The 17,549-nt window shown below is 50.8% G+C and carries 14 protein-coding genes; 6 read left to right on the plus strand and 8 right to left on the minus strand.

Annotated features, from left to right (window positions below):
- Positions 1-119 precede the first annotated feature (119 nt).
- Positions 120-1,079, plus strand: a complete 960-nt coding sequence (locus D6Z24_RS16125) for a tetratricopeptide repeat protein (protein ID WP_129127632.1) — start codon at positions 120-122, stop codon at positions 1,077-1,079.
- Here the strand turns inward: D6Z24_RS16125 and D6Z24_RS16130 are convergent.
- The 3 genes from D6Z24_RS16130 to cmoA all read right to left on the minus strand — a co-directional run bounded on the left by D6Z24_RS16130 (position 1,076) and on the right by cmoA (position 3,330).
- The gene (locus D6Z24_RS16130; RefSeq protein WP_129127633.1) at positions 1,076-1,477 is read right to left on the minus strand and encodes a hypothetical protein; all 402 of its coding nucleotides are present in this window, start codon (positions 1,475-1,477) and stop codon (positions 1,076-1,078) included. The two genes, D6Z24_RS16125 and D6Z24_RS16130, sit on opposite strands and share 4 nt — an antisense overlap.
- Positions 1,478-1,621: 144 nt before the next feature.
- Complete coding sequence (gene cmoB / locus D6Z24_RS16135; protein WP_129127634.1) at positions 1,622-2,599, minus strand: tRNA 5-methoxyuridine(34)/uridine 5-oxyacetic acid(34) synthase CmoB; 978 nt, start codon at positions 2,597-2,599, stop codon at positions 1,622-1,624.
- The gene (gene cmoA / locus D6Z24_RS16140) at positions 2,596-3,330 is read right to left on the minus strand and encodes a carboxy-S-adenosyl-L-methionine synthase CmoA (protein ID WP_129127635.1); all 735 of its coding nucleotides are present in this window, start codon (positions 3,328-3,330) and stop codon (positions 2,596-2,598) included. The genes cmoB and cmoA overlap by 4 nt, the downstream gene beginning before the upstream one ends.
- Positions 3,331-3,641: 311 nt before the next feature.
- Here cmoA and D6Z24_RS16145 point away from each other — a divergent pair, with 311 nt between their 5' ends.
- Positions 3,642-4,304 (plus strand): LysE family translocator, encoded by a 663-nt coding sequence (locus D6Z24_RS16145; RefSeq protein ID WP_129127636.1) that lies wholly within the window; start codon positions 3,642-3,644, stop codon positions 4,302-4,304.
- Between the two features lie 11 nt (positions 4,305-4,315).
- Here D6Z24_RS16145 and D6Z24_RS16150 read toward each other — a convergent pair whose 3' ends face one another.
- Positions 4,316-5,089 (minus strand): hypothetical protein, encoded by a 774-nt coding sequence (locus D6Z24_RS16150; RefSeq protein ID WP_129127637.1) that lies wholly within the window; start codon positions 5,087-5,089, stop codon positions 4,316-4,318.
- Complete coding sequence (locus D6Z24_RS16155) at positions 5,086-5,766, minus strand: M15 family metallopeptidase (RefSeq protein WP_129127638.1); 681 nt, start codon at positions 5,764-5,766, stop codon at positions 5,086-5,088. The genes D6Z24_RS16150 and D6Z24_RS16155 overlap by 4 nt, the downstream gene beginning before the upstream one ends.
- 708 nt (positions 5,767-6,474) lie before the next feature.
- Between D6Z24_RS16155 and D6Z24_RS16160 the strand changes: the two genes are divergently transcribed.
- From D6Z24_RS16160 to D6Z24_RS16175, 4 genes are all read left to right on the plus strand, one after another.
- Entirely contained in the window at positions 6,475-6,753 is a 279-nt protein-coding gene (locus tag D6Z24_RS16160; protein ID WP_129127639.1) for a hypothetical protein, read from the plus strand.
- A gap of 381 nt (positions 6,754-7,134) precedes the next feature.
- Positions 7,135-7,452 (plus strand): type II toxin-antitoxin system MqsR family toxin, encoded by a 318-nt coding sequence (locus D6Z24_RS16165; protein WP_129127640.1) that lies wholly within the window; start codon positions 7,135-7,137, stop codon positions 7,450-7,452.
- Positions 7,445-7,858 (plus strand): type II toxin-antitoxin system MqsA family antitoxin, encoded by a 414-nt coding sequence (locus D6Z24_RS16170; RefSeq protein WP_198419569.1) that lies wholly within the window; start codon positions 7,445-7,447, stop codon positions 7,856-7,858. The genes D6Z24_RS16165 and D6Z24_RS16170 overlap by 8 nt, the downstream gene beginning before the upstream one ends.
- Positions 7,859-7,918: 60 nt before the next feature.
- Positions 7,919-8,137 (plus strand): VF530 family protein, encoded by a 219-nt coding sequence (locus D6Z24_RS16175; protein ID WP_129127641.1) that lies wholly within the window; start codon positions 7,919-7,921, stop codon positions 8,135-8,137.
- Positions 8,138-8,866: 729 nt separating this feature from the next.
- On the opposite strand, the gene D6Z24_RS16180 is transcribed toward D6Z24_RS16175, so the two are convergent.
- From D6Z24_RS16180 to D6Z24_RS16190, 3 genes are all read right to left on the minus strand, one after another.
- A complete protein-coding gene (locus D6Z24_RS16180; protein WP_129127642.1) occupies positions 8,867-12,394 on the minus strand; it encodes an NACHT domain-containing protein in 3,528 nt (1,175 codons plus the stop codon).
- A 144-nt stretch (positions 12,395-12,538) separates the two neighbouring features.
- Entirely contained in the window at positions 12,539-15,637 is a 3,099-nt protein-coding gene (locus tag D6Z24_RS16185) for an AAA family ATPase (protein WP_129127643.1), read from the minus strand.
- Positions 15,634-17,448 carry a hypothetical protein gene (locus D6Z24_RS16190; protein ID WP_129127644.1) on the minus strand — a complete coding sequence of 605 codons (1,815 nt, stop codon included), beginning with the start codon at positions 17,446-17,448 and terminating at the stop codon, positions 15,634-15,636. Before D6Z24_RS16190 ends, D6Z24_RS16185 begins: the two co-directional genes overlap by 4 nt.
- Between the last annotated feature and the right edge of the window lie 101 nt (positions 17,449-17,549).

Raw genomic sequence — 17,549 nt, forward strand, 5'->3', positions numbered from 1 at the left:
GTTCGATAGGTCTTCCCGGGGTGGAAAGGTGAAGCGCTTACCATTGACAGCTTGATGTGAGTTATTTAATCTTTCGTGCGGGACTGTGGAGCACATACTGCCGTGAAGGAGATGCCGTGATGGATGATATAGCCAACAAGAGGATTGAAAAGCTGACAAACCAGGGGCTCGAGCATTTGGAGGCCGAAAGGTATTCGGAAGCTATTCAAGTCGCGATGAAGCTCGAAGAGGCCAAAGGCCCTCTCGCCTTCTACATTGCCGCCCAGGTCTTCGCCAGCTCCAAGAATTTCAGGGATGCCGTTTCAACGATGAGGCGCGGCGTGTTGAAACGCCCCACTTTTTGGATGAACTGGTACTTCCTCGGCATCTATCTCGGTCAGCTTAATAAATTTGAAGAAGCGCTGGCTGCCTATGAGCAGGCATTGCTTTGTCCGCTGGCGAACGCGGATATGATTCGTCTCAACATGGCCTTTCTCTCGATAGCTTGTAAGGAATTCCAGGCGGCGCTTGATTACCTTGACGGCGTCGAAAAACCTTCCCTGCAATCGGGTGCCGATCAGGCGCGAGTGGCTGCTTTGGAGGGGGTCGGCAGACTTGCCGAAGCGGAAGAGTTGGCCGAAGTCCTTCTCAAGGAGCGTACCGAGGGGGATGAGGAGTATCAAAAAAGGGTAGGGCTAGTGGCCGCGGCACTCGCGCGCATCCGGTTGCAAAAGGGACGATCAAAGGAAGAGGTCCGGAGTTTCCTGATGCATTTTCTGGAGGAGTTCGGATGCAGCACTCCGGTGCTCTTTGAAATAGTGAAGCTGGAAGAATTACGCTACAGTGCCGATTCCAAATACTACCGCCTGGCGATTGTCTCCAAGCTCCCGATGGACCATCCCTGGTATCGGGAGGCGCAGGCTTACGGCATCGTCTACGACGTGGTGTCGGATTCGGAGGAACGGGCGTTCGAGATGGTCATGGTATTTGAGAGCGCCGCCGGGGTCGAGAGCGTAGACGTGGCAAGTTGCAAGATACGCGGAGACATGCCGGAAGAGCCGATGGGTGTATTTTGGTTCAGCGAGAGATTTTTCGGTTAACTTTGCGACGGTGAGGGGGCACCCTCCGCAGGCGAATCGAGTTGCGCGAGCAGCGATTGCCTGCGTCGGGGATCGGTCAGCCTCCTTACCAGCCTGCTGCACTGGCGGCGGTGAGCCATGGTGACGATCATGGTTCGGCGGTCTCCGCTCTCCGAAGCTTCCCTGTATCGCGACTCCTCGGTTTCGATTATCGCCTCCAGGAACTCCCCGAACTCGGACCACTCCTCGTTATCCAGGAGGTATTTCATCAGGTCCCGCGCCCCGGCAACCTGCGCAAAGGCGAAGAGCTTACGAGGTTCATAATCGTCCTCCTCCACGCTTTGAGATCTCATGATCGACTCCTTGCTTAACGTCCCCAACTCCATGGCGAGCAGCCTGTCTTCTCTCCCGATATCCATGATGCGCCTCCACTTCCTGAAATGGTTGGTGCGTCACTACGGAGGCGAGGTCAATGGTCCGTGCGACTTCGCCTTTTGCCAGTCACCAAATGTACCGCATGGGGGAGGATTTGCCACGGCCGCCTCGAAAAATCAGGCAGGCCGCTACGGCTTCGTCGCGGTGAAGATGGCACGCAGCGGTGCGGGGTGTCCTTCGATGGTCTTCTCCGCGTCGTCGGGGTCGAGGAAGTCGGGGAGCGATTCGAAGCGCATCCAGTCGGTGGTGCGCTGCTCGCCGGTGCTCGTGCGGTTCGTGTCGACGCAGGCGATCTCGGTGAAGCCGCAGCGCTTGAGCCACAGGGTCATCGCGGCGATGGAGGGGAGGAACCAGACGTTGCGCATCTTCGCGTAACGCCCCGGCGGCATGAAGATGGTCTCCCGGTCCCCTTCGACGATCAGGGTCTCAAGCACCAGTTGTCCGCCGCTGCGCAGGCACCCCTTCAGCTCGAAGAGATGGTCGAGGGGAGAGCGCCGATGGTAGAGGACACCCATGGAGAAGACGGTGTCGAAGCAGGCGAGATCTGCGGGGACGTCCTCGATGCCGATGGGGATGACGTGGTGCTGCGGGTCGCGCAGGTAGCGTTGCATCACCTGGAACTGCTGCACCGAAAGCAGGAAGGGATCGATGCCGAGGACGAACCCGGCGCCGGCGCCGCGCATGCGCCAGCCGTGATAGCCGTTGCCGCAACCGACGTCGAGGACCCTGCGCCCGGAGAGCGGCTGGAGGTGCGGCAGAACGCGGTCCCACTTCCAGTCCGAGCGCCACTCGGTATCGATCTCGATGCCGAAGAAGTTGTAGGGGCCCTTGCGCCAGGGGTGAAATGCCTGGAGTCGGGCGATCAGCTCTTCGCGGTTTACTTTGCCTGGATCGAGATCGGCGCTCGAGCCGATGGTGACGCTGTCAACGAGGTCGACCTTGGACGGGTGCAGCTTCGGCAGCGACTCAAGGGTGCTCAGCCAGCCGGGAAGTTTGCCGTGGCAGTCGAGATCCAGTCTCTGCGGTAGGGTCTCCCGCAACTGTTCTGCCCAGCGTTCCTGTCCCATGGCGGTCAGTTGCGGATAAAGCGCGTCGTAGAAGTTCATTTGACAGCGACCATGGAGGCGAAGTTGAAGCACTGGAACCAGACGTCAAAGGACGAGAAGCCGGCCGCCTTGAGCCGCTCCTGGTGGCACGAGATGGTCTCGGGGATCATCACGTTCTCGAGCGCCGACCGCTTCTGGCTGATCTCGAGGTCGCTGTAACCGTTGGCCCTTTTGAAGTCGTGATGCAGCTCCTGGTGAAAGTGCTGCCGCTCAGGATCGCTGAAGGCGATTTTTTCCGAGAGGATGAGGATGCCGCCTGGTCTCAATCCGGCATGGATGCGCTCGATCAGTTCCGGACGCTGGGCCGGGGGGATGAACTGCAGTGTGAAGTTCAGGACCACCACCGAGGCATTCTCTATAGGGACATCCTGGATGTCGGCGCAGATCATGTTGACCGGAACGGCCGGTGCGGCATCGCGCGCGAGGATTTCGCGTGCGCGCTCGATCATGGCCTGCGAGTTGTCGACGGCGATGATGTCGCAGTCGGGTGCCTTGATGCGCTGGCGCATGGAGAGGGTGGCCGCTCCGAGGGAGCAGCCGAGATCGTAGCAATGGCTTCCGGCCTGGGCGTACTTCGCGGCGAGGATGCCGATATTGGAAATGATCATCCCGTAGCCGGGGACCGAGCGTTGTATCATGTCCGGGAAGACCGCGACCACCCGTTCGTCGAACTTGAAGTCGATCATCTCCTGCAGCGGCGCGGCGTAGATGGCGTCTGTTTTTCTGGGCACTGTCTTTGTTCCTTTGAAACTTTTTTGCGTACAACGGAAGAGTGGAAGATATCCCGTTTCCGCAGGAACATCAACCCCGGGTTTGCTTCCGGCATGTTGCCGCCCCTTCACCCGGCTTTCTTTTCATGTAATTGGGGATGTGGCTTGTAGGTTGTGGCAATGAATTCCATTGAAAAGATTATTTCTCTAGCGGAGGTTCATAGGGTAATATCCGCGTGCATGGCCTGATCCTGTGCAGGGGGGGGAGGGGATGTGATGTGGACGTTGCGTAGCGTAAGATCATGACGAATCAGAATTAAGAAAGGAACTCGATGTTCTCCATACTCCTTACCATTTGGCTTCTTTATTTGGCGGTTTTGCTCAGCCCGGGAGCGAACACCCTCCTCATCACCCAGCTTGCGGCAAGCGAACAGGGAAAGTCCGCCCGCGTCGCTGCGATGGGAGTCGCCGTCGGTTCCACGACCTGGTGTATCTGTGCCGTGTGCGGACTGCACGTTATTTTCGTGGTGTTTCCCGCGCTCAGGATGGCGTTGCAGATTTCCGGTGCGACGTATCTTCTGTACATCGCATGGCGTCTTTGGCGTCTGGCCGACGCTCACGATGCGCAGGAGAAAGGACGCACCGTGAAAAGTCCCATGGCGGCGTTTCGCCTCGGCTTTTTGACCAACATAACCAATCCGAAGGCCGCCCTCTTTTTCGGAAGCATTCTTGCCGCCTCGTTCCCTCCGGCTCCCGGCTGGGCTCTGCAGGTTGCGGTCATAGCACTAGTGATGGTGACCTCGGCCTCCTGGCACTTGCTGCTCGCCTATGTCTTCTCACGCAGGACGGTGCGCTCCGGTTACGCCCGTTTTCGAAGCCCCTTCAATCGCCTCGCCTCCCTGGTCGTGAGCAGCGTCGGGCTTGGTTTGTTCGTGGCTACCCTGAAGGAAGCACAGCACCGGATCTTCACCGCATCTGCAAATGCGGTTTGGTAAAACGCAGTAAGCTACAAAGCCTTCTGTACTTTCTGAAGTTTCAATACGCCGTCGGCCTCTACTTTCTCCATTTCACAAGTGATGGTTTTAGTGGTTAATAGGGGGGTGCGGCAATGCATCACTTCCGCGGTTTTTTCACCTTTCATTGAGTAGACCACCACCTTGTGCAATAGCTCATCTCCTGCTTGCGCTACGGTACATTGGAAAGCAAATCTTCCCTCTGTAGCGGTGAATTTTTCGGGAGTCGTGCATGGCTCCAAGCTCTGCCTGACTCCTCCCTGCCGCACCAAAATCACCCTTTCCCTTCTCCCTTCTAGTGGGTCTTCAATGCTTTTCCCGTCATAGTAGCGGGATATGACGATAGATGAGGTGCTGGTGAGCGGCTGACTGGTCGTCACGCGATCTGCGTCGTCCCAGTTCACTGCTGTAGCTGGGACGTCCGCGATCGACACGTCGACTGCGCTTTCCCTAAACGCCAACGGGCTTCCTGGCCGGACTCTACATCTTTTGATGTAAGCATCCTGTATGTAGGAGGGCACTGCTTTAAGCGATTGCCTGGCTGCTTCTATAGACTTTTCCACCTTGGGAGCCCACATGTATACATTCCTGGCATCCCCGCAGTCTCTGCTGCTGACGGTGATGCCGCTGCTGGTTCCGCTTCTTTTCCACTTGAGGGCTATTCCTGCAGGAGTCAGGTCGCTGGCGCCGATCACAAGCCATACCTCTTCCGCATAGGCTGATACGGAGTGGAGCAGCAATAGCATTACAATAGCTAAGACCTTCATAGTCCGCTCTCCTGTTTGATGATGTACAGTTTAGAGTTTGGTAGGAGCTGAACGTGGGCCACGTCTCGAAAGGTACTCCAGTCCCCTCCCCAGACAAGCCCTTGTGCTTTTGCTGAGCTGTCTAAGGAGCTCCAAAAGCCGGCAGTTTCGGCTTGTTGAGTCCACCCGAAGCGTGAGTCAATAATATCTGCTGCATAGGAATTGGGAGTACCGTCAAGACGTTGTGCGTTGTGGAAGCTGAACTTTACCTTTGAGCGGCCCGAGCTATACAAGGTCATTTGCGTCGCTATGGATCTCCACCCGTAAAAAATATGGGGCAGGTAACCCATAGATTCCAGTCGACTTAGTAAAATGACAACCTTACTCTTAAATTCACAGTTCAAGCTGCTGAGCTTCTTGTCCTGAGGCCATTTGCAACTGTCACCGCTCCACTCATACATCGCATGGCTATTGTCGGTCAGTTTTTGGAGGCTGAGGCTATAAGGCTCGATTATGCCTGTTGGTTTAGGCAGGAAGGATGATTGGAACGTAATTATCGCTTTTACTGTGTCATCCCCGCATACGCCGGCACCTATCGCTATCCTATATCCCTTGGATCGCAATAGGGTTTGGATACGCACCACGTCAAGATTATGATTTTTGCCTCCAACTCCAACGGTGTCTACAAGATGGATCATAAGAACCTCGTAGCTGGACGCCGCCGCGGTTTGTGAAGGCTGCGACAGCGGGCACGTAGTCTGCGGCTGTTGTTTTAGGAGAGCAAAACGTATAAACGACAGAGCGTAGCATCTGATGCCGGTGGAGGCAAGGGCATGGCAGAGGGGGGGGAGGGAAGGGGCGACTGAGGTACCGAGGGAGGCAGGTGCCGGCGGTATTAAGGAGTTATTGTTGCACCAGAACCATGCGTGAGGTATATTACGCGCATGTCAAGAAACGGCCGACAACAAACGACGAAGGCGGGGTACGAAGTGGGCTCTCGACCGCCTGCCAAACTTTCCGAGAAGGCTTCTCGCCAACTCAAGCGCAACCACGTTTCTCCGAAACTCATGTCTATTCTAGAGAAGGCTGGTTCGGCGGATGTTACTCACTTGGATACCCCAACTGGTCACGCCGCTTCGAAGCCCTCCTCATCCCACGATACCGGCGTCAAACGTCATTAGCCTGTGTCATTCGAGTTCGAGTCACTCCCTATTTATTCTGCCAGGCCCTCTTCATTTACAAAAAAATTCGTTTTCAAAGCTGGATCTGACGAGAGAGATCAGGTCGTACAGGCCATAAAACGTGCCCGGGATAATCAGTGCCGTATTTATGTTTTGAGAGACAATGATGTGAGTTGTGGCTTTGTGGCAGTATCGCTTTCGACTGTTGGGGACGAGGACCTTCCGATGCTTGTCCTTGATTACTTACTGGTCTCCTTGCCGTTTCGGGGGCTGGTCTTTAAAGAGCTTGGCGAATTAAGGGTCGTGGATTATTTACTGGCCCAGGTCCTGAGAATTGCGATGGAGATCAGCCGCCTTGCCCCCGTACGCTACGTTGGGTTGCAGCCTGCTAACCATAATCTCAGTGCATTCTATCAGCGGCGTGACTTTATAAAATTAGACAAGACCGACTGGTTGTTCACAGTTCTTCCTAAGCCATCTGCGGCATCTAAGCAAGAGAAGTAAAAGTAAAAACGCGTCCCCTCTCCACTCTATCTCGGTACTGTTGCGTTGGCCTGGTATATATGACCATAGTGTTTCAGCGAGAAATACGTGCCGGTATGAGGCGGTAACGGTATGAAAGACCGCGCGCTGCTTCTAATAGCTGCAGTGGTCATGGCCGGAGCCTCCTGGGCGTTCTGGCATTTACTGGGAGACAATGCCTTTACAACATTTTCCTGCCTAATGCTGCTTTGCCTTGCGTTCGATAATGTCAGTCTGAGGCGGAAACTGCGGAGCCGGCAGGGCAAATAAAACGACCCTTCAAAGAGCTAACCAATTACTCAGCTTCCGCAATCATTTGAAGTCACACTTGTTGAATCCACCATAATGGTGTAAAAGGGAGTCATGGCTGAAAGGCGAAAGCCGGCATACGATCTAGAGGCTTTCAAAGCCGCTTTCAGCTCGGTTGACCGGCTGGCTCTGACCGGCACGGCGCTGCGCACCGCCGCTGCTCTTGGCTTCGGGCGTGCGGAGATCGTGGCCACCATCCATTCCATGCAGCGGGGACAGTTTTACAAGTCAATGACCTCCTATGCCGATGCCAGGCTGTGGCAGGATGTTTACCACGTACCGTCGCCAGTGGGACTGCTTTACGTCAAGTTCACCGCTGATGTCGTTACGGAGTTTCTGCTTTTGTCGTTCAAGGAGAAGGATCATGAGTAATCCTGTATGTCCTGAAACGGGGGCGCCGATGTACCGGGGTGAGCGACCGACGACTTTGACCTATAAGGGCGAATCCATCACCTTCGACATGCCGGGCTGGTACTGCGACCGCTCGGAGGAGAGCATCCATACCGGTGAAGACCTGAAAATCTCCGATCGGATGCTGAACCGCCTGAAAGCTATCCATGAGGGGCTTCTCCCGCCTGAGGAAATCCGCCGCATCAGGAAAAAGCTGCACCTGACCCAGGAGGCGGCGGGGCTTGTGATCGGAGGAGGCCCGAGGGCTTTCCAGAAATACGAAAAGGGAGATCTCCTGCCCAGCCGCGCTGTGTGCAACGTGCTCATACTGCTGGACCGTGATCCGGAAGGACTTGCCGTACTGAAGAACCCTAAAAAGGCAGCTTGAGGCGCTTTGGTGCCGTGCGGGGGGGCAATGATTGCACCAAACAGCCATCGGGATGAAACTATGACCACTCAAACGCCAAACGACCCGCTCCACGGTGTCACTTTGAAGATGATTCTCACCGAATTGGTGGAGGAACTCGGCTGGGAAGAGCTGGGAAGGCGGATCGACATTCGCTGTTTTACCCACACCCCCAGCATTTCCTCCAGCCTCAAGTTCCTAAGAAGGACGCCCTGGGCCAGAGACAAGGTCGAGGAGCTGTACCTGAGGTTAAAGATGTAAGGTTCACACCCCTTCCGGTCTCCTTCCAGCCCTACCAGTCCAGAATGGAAGACTAAAAATTTCTGGTATCAGGCTGGAATTGATATAACGTCCAGAGCCTAAGAGATTGCAACTTCGCAAGCCTAGCCCCAGATCCCCCAAGCCTGGCCCCAGATCCCCTTCGTTCGTGATCGGCTCGGGCAGCGGTAAAGTCGCCGTGCCCCTTGAGAAAACGAAGCTGGTTTTGCATCTGGGACAGCTGGTTACCGTCGCATCGGGCGGGCATTTGTCGAAGGAGACGGATTTACTCAATCCGCACGAAGGGCACGTTGCGGCGACTGGACGAGAAGTCATTCCAATAACCTTTCCTGTTCTGGGGTAGACACAGAAAAAGCCTTTGGTAGTACCAAAGGCCTTCTTTATGGAGGTGAGGTAATGGCGGAAGCACATGGGAATCTAATATTTGAATTAAGGGCACGTATTTAAAGTTATAATTATAATACTTGTTTTCCAGGTTACCCCGAAAGTTACCCCTGCTTTGAAGACGATACAGCAGGTTCAAATGCGAAACCAATGCTTCTTCTTCAATACGAAGGACGGACATTAAAACATCAACGCGTCGCTGTGTAGGTTGTCTTGCATGCAGATGAGGGTGCTGTTGTTACTAGTTTTAGCTGACCGGCGGCTGTTGGTGGTAATCTTGAGATCCATTTCTCTCAGATATTAATTTCTGTGATTTTGGGTTCACCTTTACCAGCTTTCTATCCTCAGGTTACCTCTATCCCGGACAATACGTTTACCCAGACGACCAGCTAGTCTTTCAGCTATCTCGAAAATATTTATTGCCTTACTTTCTTTAACTTCACCATACTTTGCTGTCATCCACTCAAGCTCTTCCAAATTCCCCATATGGGCCAGTGCCGTTAATGCCTTCCTGCTGGCATTAGAGTCCGCAGAGATCGCAATTTCTCGTAATAATGAATGACACCTACCATAGTCTTCAGCATCAATGAGATCTATACAGCACTCTACCTGCCAGGACCCTTCTAAGGTGTCGTCATCATCAAGGGCCAGATATTCACACCATGAGGCGCGAAGCATAGTGTCCACTTCATCAAATGTCAGATCATAGCCAAGTTCCTTTTTAAGTCTGTTGGCATGACAACGCAATTTCAACGGAAAGTCTTGATCATCCTTCAGTGCTTGATCTAGCCACTCAAGGAATAGTCCATACATAGGGTGACGCTTGGGACTGTCAAGAACACCACTACAGTCCAAAGTTGGCTGCATCTTATATGTAATGCCAGTCATGAGAGTGGATAAGGCCAATATTGGCACGTTTTCTCGTTGTTTCAATTTTTCCACAGCCAGGATGCTATTGGCATCACTGAAATGATTAGCATGGAAACACCACATTTGAACTATTTCGTCTGACACTTTATCTAGCTTACTAACAAAGTCAGTTGATGCGACCTCATCCCCTGCTATGGCAAGCATGAGTTGAAGTTTAGTTTGTCTATCACCAACTGCTGCGCCAATAGCCGATCTTATAATCTCTTGCCGCTCAGTCGATGAGAAATCAACTTGAAAAAGTCCCATTATCAAATGAGAAAGAATTCTATCTTGTACAACGGGTGTTGCGACAAGTGAAATGAATTCATCCCGTGCTCCTTGAATGTACCAGAAGAAATCGTCAGCCATCAGCTGTTCCCAATAATCAACTTCACCTTCATCCGCTCGTAGAATTGGAGCAACCAATTGCATGGCGGAAGCCTCTATAGGGTGGTCTCCCAGTTGATAACCAGCGAGTCTGACTAGGGCCGGAAGCGTTTCGTCAGCTGATATGCTCTGCCATGCCCCGGGTTGTAGTTCTTCACGAGGTAATTGGCTAATGAGCTTAGCAATTGACGCAACTTCTTGAGGTGTTGTGGCGCTTGATCGAACTCGCTCGATGTACATGCTCAGTGCTTCATTTGCAATACGATTAACCACTTCTTGCCACCTGTGCAACCAACATTGGCGCTCCAGATCGTTACTCAGGAACGCTTTAAGAACTTTGGTAGTAAATACCGTATCATTCTTTGCCGTTACAATTTCAGCACCACCTGAATGAAGCAGGCGTCCGCTTAACAAAATTTCTTCAGCCTGCTGGGGAATTGCATCGGTAAAGCCATCGGCTAGAAGTAAACCGATACTATTCATTATCTTCCAGCTCTCGCTTATCCATACATTAGCAAGCCTATTGCCCACCTCTGCTTTCAATTCAGGACTTAATCGAGCGCTATTGACAATGCACCGACCAATAAGTCGTAGAACTGTGTGAAAAGCATCATCAGGCATGCCCAGTTGAGCTCGAATGATCTTTTCTGCGGCGGGGTGCATTTCCAAGCTGAACTGGATCGCCTGTGCCCAAGGACGGCGAACAACATAACGAAACCGCTCTCCAACTTCGTCAGGCAACTCACGAACCATCCAGCATGCAGCTAGGTATTCCTGTACTATTGGATATGAAAAATGCAGGCGTTGCCCTTGGCGGCGCAATACTCCAAAACGAAGTAAGAGTTCTATGTAAACACCAGCCTGCTCGCAGAATAAAGATCTTCTTAATAGGTTTCTCGCATGCTGTTCGGCCAAACCAACACTGTCGGTCTCAAGCCCCTGAAAAGCAAGATATTCGGCAGCTTCTCGTACATCGTCAACATGCACGTCACGCGAATATGTCTGCTTGTGCCGCTCGGGAGAGAAGAGAACCGTTAGATAAGTTTCCAGGAGGTCGGAACGGCTCCGCGGCAAATCGGCATCTGGTTTCACTGTTGCAAGCACAAGAGCTAAAAATAGCGGAATACGGAGAAGATGAGCTAAGTCAGGGTGCCGCCACATATGCTCACTTAGGCGCTCGCTAGAAATTCTAGAGCCCCCTGTCTGATATGCTTTTGCAAGTGCAAGGACTAGCTCATTGTTAAGGCGATCAATATCCAATCGCGGAGCATCAAGTGGGTGAGGTAACGCACTTCCATCCCGGACCGTCAGTACCCAGGCTGTTTGCGGAAAACGAGCTGTAAATCGAGCAATGAGAGCCACAACAGAACAACGATCTGTATCAGCCAACTCATCTAATCCATCGAAGAAAACAACGGCACGGCCACCTTCGCAGAGTCGAGTCCAGTCAAGTGCAACTTCATAACCGTCATTGATGCAGGTATTTAAATAGTCGTGAATAGGTTGTTTAGTTTCGGCTAATGCATCTAATGGGACAATTACAGGTACAAACACCGGGTCGGCAGCTAATTGATACGTAAGGGCATGAAGTAGTGTCGTTTTTCCAAAGCCAGCTGAGGCATCGATTATAGCGCGTCTCGGTTCGACACGAGGGAATTTGTTTAATTCAACCTTGTTCCTTATCGTATGTTGTCGCCAATTCACATCTTCTTCTTCAAAGTCACGATGCTGATTATCACCTGACCGGTCTCTTAAGGGCAGCCAAAGGAACATTTCTTCAATAGAACCAGACACACCTGTTCCTGGCACAGAGAGCCTCGCATACATTTTTCTCACTGCGTCGCGATACTGGTCCAAACCCCATCCAGGCGTGTCTCGAACTATAACTTTGTGTTCTCGGTGTAATCGGTCTAATAACTCTGCTTGGTGAAAAGTTCTGCGAATGCGGGCATTACCACCAACCATGTCGCGTAACAAGCTAAATAAGGTTCGTGCATCAACACTCGAAGAGGGCACAAAGCTAGGCAGTGAGTCATTTTGGAGTTGCTCCAAAGTTTGAACCCAAACCTCTGACATTGCTGCAATTCGGAATGTATCTTCGCGGCTCTTAGTTGTTAAAGAATCAATTATCTTGTGTACTACGACTTGTTGGCTGTGTGATAAGGCTGCCCACCATTCATCATAAGTAGTTTTACCACTAGCTCGTTGACAAGCTTCACGAAGGGCGCCCACATCACTGGTCCAGTTGCCTACAACTAGAATTAATTTATCAAGCCCTCCTTTGGCTGTTTGAAGTTGTGTGTAAAACGCCTGCCAAAGATTGGCCCAAACTGAACCGGTCGTTACAATATTTTCTTTTGCCTGGATGAAAGAATTAGATCCATCGGCATGAGTGACGACAATGTCATCCACAGCATTAGGTGCTTCAACTCGCACTGAAATCACAGCCTCTGAAGCACTACGAGGGCGTGGATCAATTAGGCGTCCGAGATATAGAGCGCTCCATGTGTTTTGGTATAGAATTCCAGATTGCGTGCTAGGTCCACCGAGTTCAGGCATACATCCTCATGTTTGCTAACTTATTTGAGTCTCCATACCTAGAGCCGAGCGTGAAGCTGCTGCCGTTTTTTCGTATATGTGAGACATGTGAGACGTGCCGTGCCGCGCTTAGCGTTTCTTCCCTAGCGCTGGGGTGTCGCGGCATCAACCTTGTCTGGTTAACCTGATTTCGCGGAATCTTTCACCAAGGAACCTGAACTTGTGGCGGAACAACCCTGCTACCTGGGAATCCGCAGTTGCGAAAAATATCTGCCGTGTTCCTTTCAAGGCAAGTTCACGCAGGTGATCAAGAAATGAAAGGACATTTATGTCGTCTATGTGCGCAATGGGGTCATCGAACAATAAGACTTTTGGACCTCGCTCTAATCTTGCATTCATAGCTAAAAATAGTGACAGTGCGTACGCTGCACGCTGTCCTGTACTCATTTCGTGAAGGCCCACCTCGTGCTCGCTTTCACGCCTGACTATACGCAGTCCGGAAAAATCCGTTTTCAGATCAAATTCATTGGGGACATGAATGCTACTAAAAGTTGAAGCAATTAGTTTTCCGTTCTCTTTCAGTACCTGCTCCGAAAGGGTCTGTTCAGAATAATTATTGAGTAGCTCATTCAATATCGCCTGTGCGTATTCAATGTGCTGCTTTCTTATAGACAATTCCTCGATATTTTTCGTACTTTCACATAATATCTCATGTGCCTTTTTTACCTCAGTGTCAATAGTGGACTCACGTGCCAAGCATGTCGCCAACTGAACCAGCAGTGCATGTACTTGACCTAGTCGTACTGACAGTTCTGTTGGGTCGACTGCGAAGGGGGATAGTACCATCACATCTGAAAGTGTCCGCATCGCTTTCAGGGCGCGGTCGTTTGCATGCAGTTTCGCATCTAGCTGTCGCTTCAGAACCTCGATTGGAAAAGTAACGTCAATACAATGCTCGCGTGCCAATGCTTCACAATTGTCCTCAATTATGTGTAAATCCAGTTTTAATGCAGCCAACTGATGGTGGTGTTTCTCAAGTGCTTCCAGTAGATCCTTTTTGAAAGCTTCTAAATCTTCCAGTGAGGGCAGCGAGCCTTTGACTTGAGCGATTGTTTTCAGCTCTTGAAGGGCACCAGAGGTAAAGCCATTTGATTCGAGTTCTGCTAGCCTGATGTTAATTCGATTGAGTTCGTTCTGCTCTGCGTCAAGCTGTTCGCGACCGGAAGTCACTTTTCTTAAAGCGGCCGACACAGAGAGGGTAGCTACACCTTTGGGGCCAACAAACGATTGTAGGCCTTCTAGTGCTCTAGTTTCAGAGAGCGCATCGGAAACTGCTTTATCCGCAAGTTGGAGTCTTGAGCGAAGTTCCAAAGACTTTTCCTCCTCCGCTGTATCGACATTTGAAAGCATACGTTCAAGCAATTCTCCTTGCTGGAATTTATTGTGGCAAAGCGGACAATGATCCTTGTCCGGCACTTGGACTAAAATTTCCTGTGCGATAGACCGAAGCTGTTGCCGCAAAGCGGCAGTATCCGCTTGTGTTCTCTCATAATTCTCAAGTGCAAGCCTTACGTCTGAAGCCTGCTGGCGTAGCTCGGACAGCCGAGAGTGACTCTTCGTGACAGCGGTTATAAGCATGTCTTGGCGCAGATCGTCCCCCGGAGAGAACGCATCGGCCGACTTTGTATTGGCCAAGGCAGAGGTGAGTTGCCCAATCGACAACCCTAGTTCACGCTGCCGCAGCAACAGCGTCTCCAGTTTAGAGGTGATGTAGGGGGCAAGACTCTCAATGGCGGCGAGCTGGCTCAGTAATGGTGGTACCTGCCGTTCTACTTGGACCCCCGTTTCACTGATCTCAATCTGTTGTTTGTGTAGCCTCTTTAATGTTTCAATTGTTTCCTTTAACCTGTTGCATCTGGAGACGAGAGCAGATTCTTCAAGCGTGGAGGCGGGGAGCGCTAGTTTCTCGAGCGTTTGGGCTTCAGTTAATGCTATTTGGATGGGCAAACTGAGGTTACTGCACTCGAGTTTGCTTTGAGGCGGCTTCCTCCAATTGATCCGGTCTATTGCGATAAGTACTTCGGGGAATATTTTATCTGATTCATTCGGGGTATTAAGCAAGGCTTGGAGGCGATCTTGCGATTCGCGCTGCCGCAGGTTTCCAAAGGCAATGTCCTTGTCAACGGATTTACATGTTTCATTCAACTCCCGGCTGACTCGATTGAGCCTATCCAGTGCCTTGCCTGCCTGGGCTCCGAGGAGAAGATGAGTAATATCTTGACTGATGCGCTCTTTGCTCATCTCAACAGTAAGGCCGACAGCAGCATCCGTGTCGAGGAAGTTGAATTTCCCAAAACTTTCGTCAATATTCAGCGTCCTTAACTCATTTTTCCCATACCAATTCAAGTGTCGCGCACGTAGCTTCTTTGGGTCGGTACTTGGGCTGGTCTCAAACGTTAACCCGGAACTTTTCAGGATTGCGGAAACTGTAGTACCTCGAATAAGTTGTCCGCTACGCTTTGTTTTTCCGCAGTAGAGGTACTCAATGGCTTCAAGAAGTGATGTTTTGCCTGCGGCGTTTACGCCAACAATAAGATTTACTTCACCGAATTCAAACTCACGAGGGATCGGATGCTTCCGGAAGCCTTTGATTGAAAGCTTGCTTATGATATCTCGATTGACTGCTAACTCTGAGGGATCAAGATTCAGGGTTGTTAAAGGTTTGCGCAAACGTTGGAGTTTGCCAGCAGTGATACGGCGAGACACTTCTGGGATTTGGTAGTCTTCATCAAGGACGAACCCAAGTCCCTTCCCATCAAGTATCTGCATCCAGGTAGATACTAAATCCGGAGGGAGTTGCTGAGGATATATTTGTCGGGAAACATTAGGCTTGAGTAAGTGCTCCAGTTCATCTTCGGTGACCACTCTCTTGCGAGCATATTCATGATCTGATTCGACTTTTGCTTTTGCTTTATCAAAACCACTTTTGTTTATTAACTCTTTACTTATTATGAAATATAGGTAGTGATTCCATCGAAGGTCATTATTACCATTAGGGTCAAAATAGAGTTTTCCAAGAAGTTTGTCTTGATAATCGCGTAGCTGGTCTACTGTAGAGAATAAATTTTCGTTAAAATCAAAATAGCGAACTGCATATGCATTGTCCTTATACCTGTCGAAGGCACGGAAAACACGGTCGGACACCTTCTCAAGGCTTGGATAATGCTGACGGAGACTTGACGTGGCACGAGTAATATCAATCATTCGAAAACCCCTGCAATATTAACAGGTGATGTACCACCTGGATGTGTGATAGAGGCGTAGGTGCTCGGGCGAAAAATCTCGATACGGTTATCGCGTTTGAAGACAACACAGAGTCGATCTCGAGCGTGATCTGCTTGTTCAGCGGCTTTCAGGGGATCGGGTTCCCTAGCGAAAATTCGCTGAAATTTTTCCCCAATTAGAGCCTTACTTATCTTTGCGTAGATTGTCTCAATCAAATACATCTCTGGATCTTCTCCCAGATATACCAAGGTCGCGAGTCCTGCTCCATGTAAAGATTCAACGTTGCGATGCGGCTCCGTTCGCAGCCAGGTGAAACGAAACCCTTGCGCCAGATCTAACACTGCTGGTGGCCATGGCACGCTTTGACGAGTCAAGCTGATCGCTGTCTGAGCATGTCGTAATCGCCGACGTCGAAATTTAACACCAGCTCGTCTTAAATCCGATTCTTGATGCACAGTTACTCTGCGTATAGATTCCTCTGAATCGACCGTTAAAGCTTGGAGCTCGCTTGCCTTGTACCAACTCACCATATTACCGTCAGGTCCCTCAAGTAATTCCAGAGCTCTCTCGACAGCTAAAGGACTTGCTTGACATAGCGGTGGTAATGGTCCGAGTAGGTCCGCATAGTCATTCACCGCTTTAATGAAGCCATCATCCGGTGCTTCTGTTACCCATTCAGAAGCTGCGATGTCCCAACGAAGTCTGGCTAGTACCTCGGGTGCAATTGGTTGCACTAAAGCTTGACGTTCCGCACTGAAAACTTTTTGTTTACGAATCAGAGCCAGATGGGGTGAATAGTTAAGGAAAAAGCCGTGCCAGTGTTTCCCGATAAAGGAATGATAAAGCCCTTGCTTGTGGCAGGCATCAATATCTTGATCGGTAGCATTAAATTTAGGTAGGGGGAGATACCATGCTGATCCTCCAATGTCGCGCCAATCATGTTCCTCACCGTTTTCTTCCTTCCATTTGACACCACGAGCCCAGTTGACACACAACACCTCTGTGTTACTCCTGCTCCCTACGGAAAAAAGATGGGTTCTGTATGAGGTATAATCCTGATGTCCAGGTTTCTGATTGAGTTGAATATGCAAAATTAATGAGTTACGGTGATGTTGTTCCACCAACTCATTTCTAAAATCAAAAGCGTCTGAGCAGATTATGCTGAGCAGGCTTATGTTGTTAATTCCTTCATTGAATTTGTATACTTTGTTTCCAAGATATAGTGATTTTAGTTCGATGTGGCCTTCGTCCCTGCATGGTGTCGTCTTAAATTGAACAAGAAAGCAAAGAACGGCTTTTTCAGCACTATCTTTACACCAGAAAACGTATACAAGGGGGTCGATATAGCTCTTCTGAGCCTCCTGCTTGGCATCGAACTGTTCGTGAATTAACCTAACTGTTTCGTGCGATTTCTGGGTTTTTTGCGCGAGATTTCTCAAATCTTTAGGTTTAATACTTTCGCAACCCAGTGCCCAAAGAGCACCTTCTCGTGGCCGGAAACGGCCCCCAATAATGTCTTCAATAACCGACCAAGGCACGCAGTACTCTGGAGCGACGACAATATCCGCCTCAGCTTTCTGAGCCTCTTGGAGATACGAACTGCACATTAGAGCACCTGCCGCTTGGTCACTATGCCCAACGCGGTCGGTATTACCTTCAAGACACCCCTGAGGTTGCAGCACCATTGCACTGTAAAGTTCTCGTCGCGGATCGAGGGCATCGAGCGGCGTTAAGATCAAGGGTGCATCTTGAATATCATCCAGAACCTTTTCAACATTTACTATTTCCATACTCACCCGTCGAAGCTTCAAAGGATATGTCAGCTGACAAACGTTGTCTGATTCAAAGTTTTCTCTTGTAGTGATGGAAGGGTACTCTAAATTAAAGGGTT

The sequence above is a fragment of the Geomonas oryzae genome (assembly GCF_004117875.1).
GTDB classification, from domain to species: Bacteria; Desulfobacterota; Desulfuromonadia; order Geobacterales; family Geobacteraceae; genus Geomonas; species Geomonas oryzae.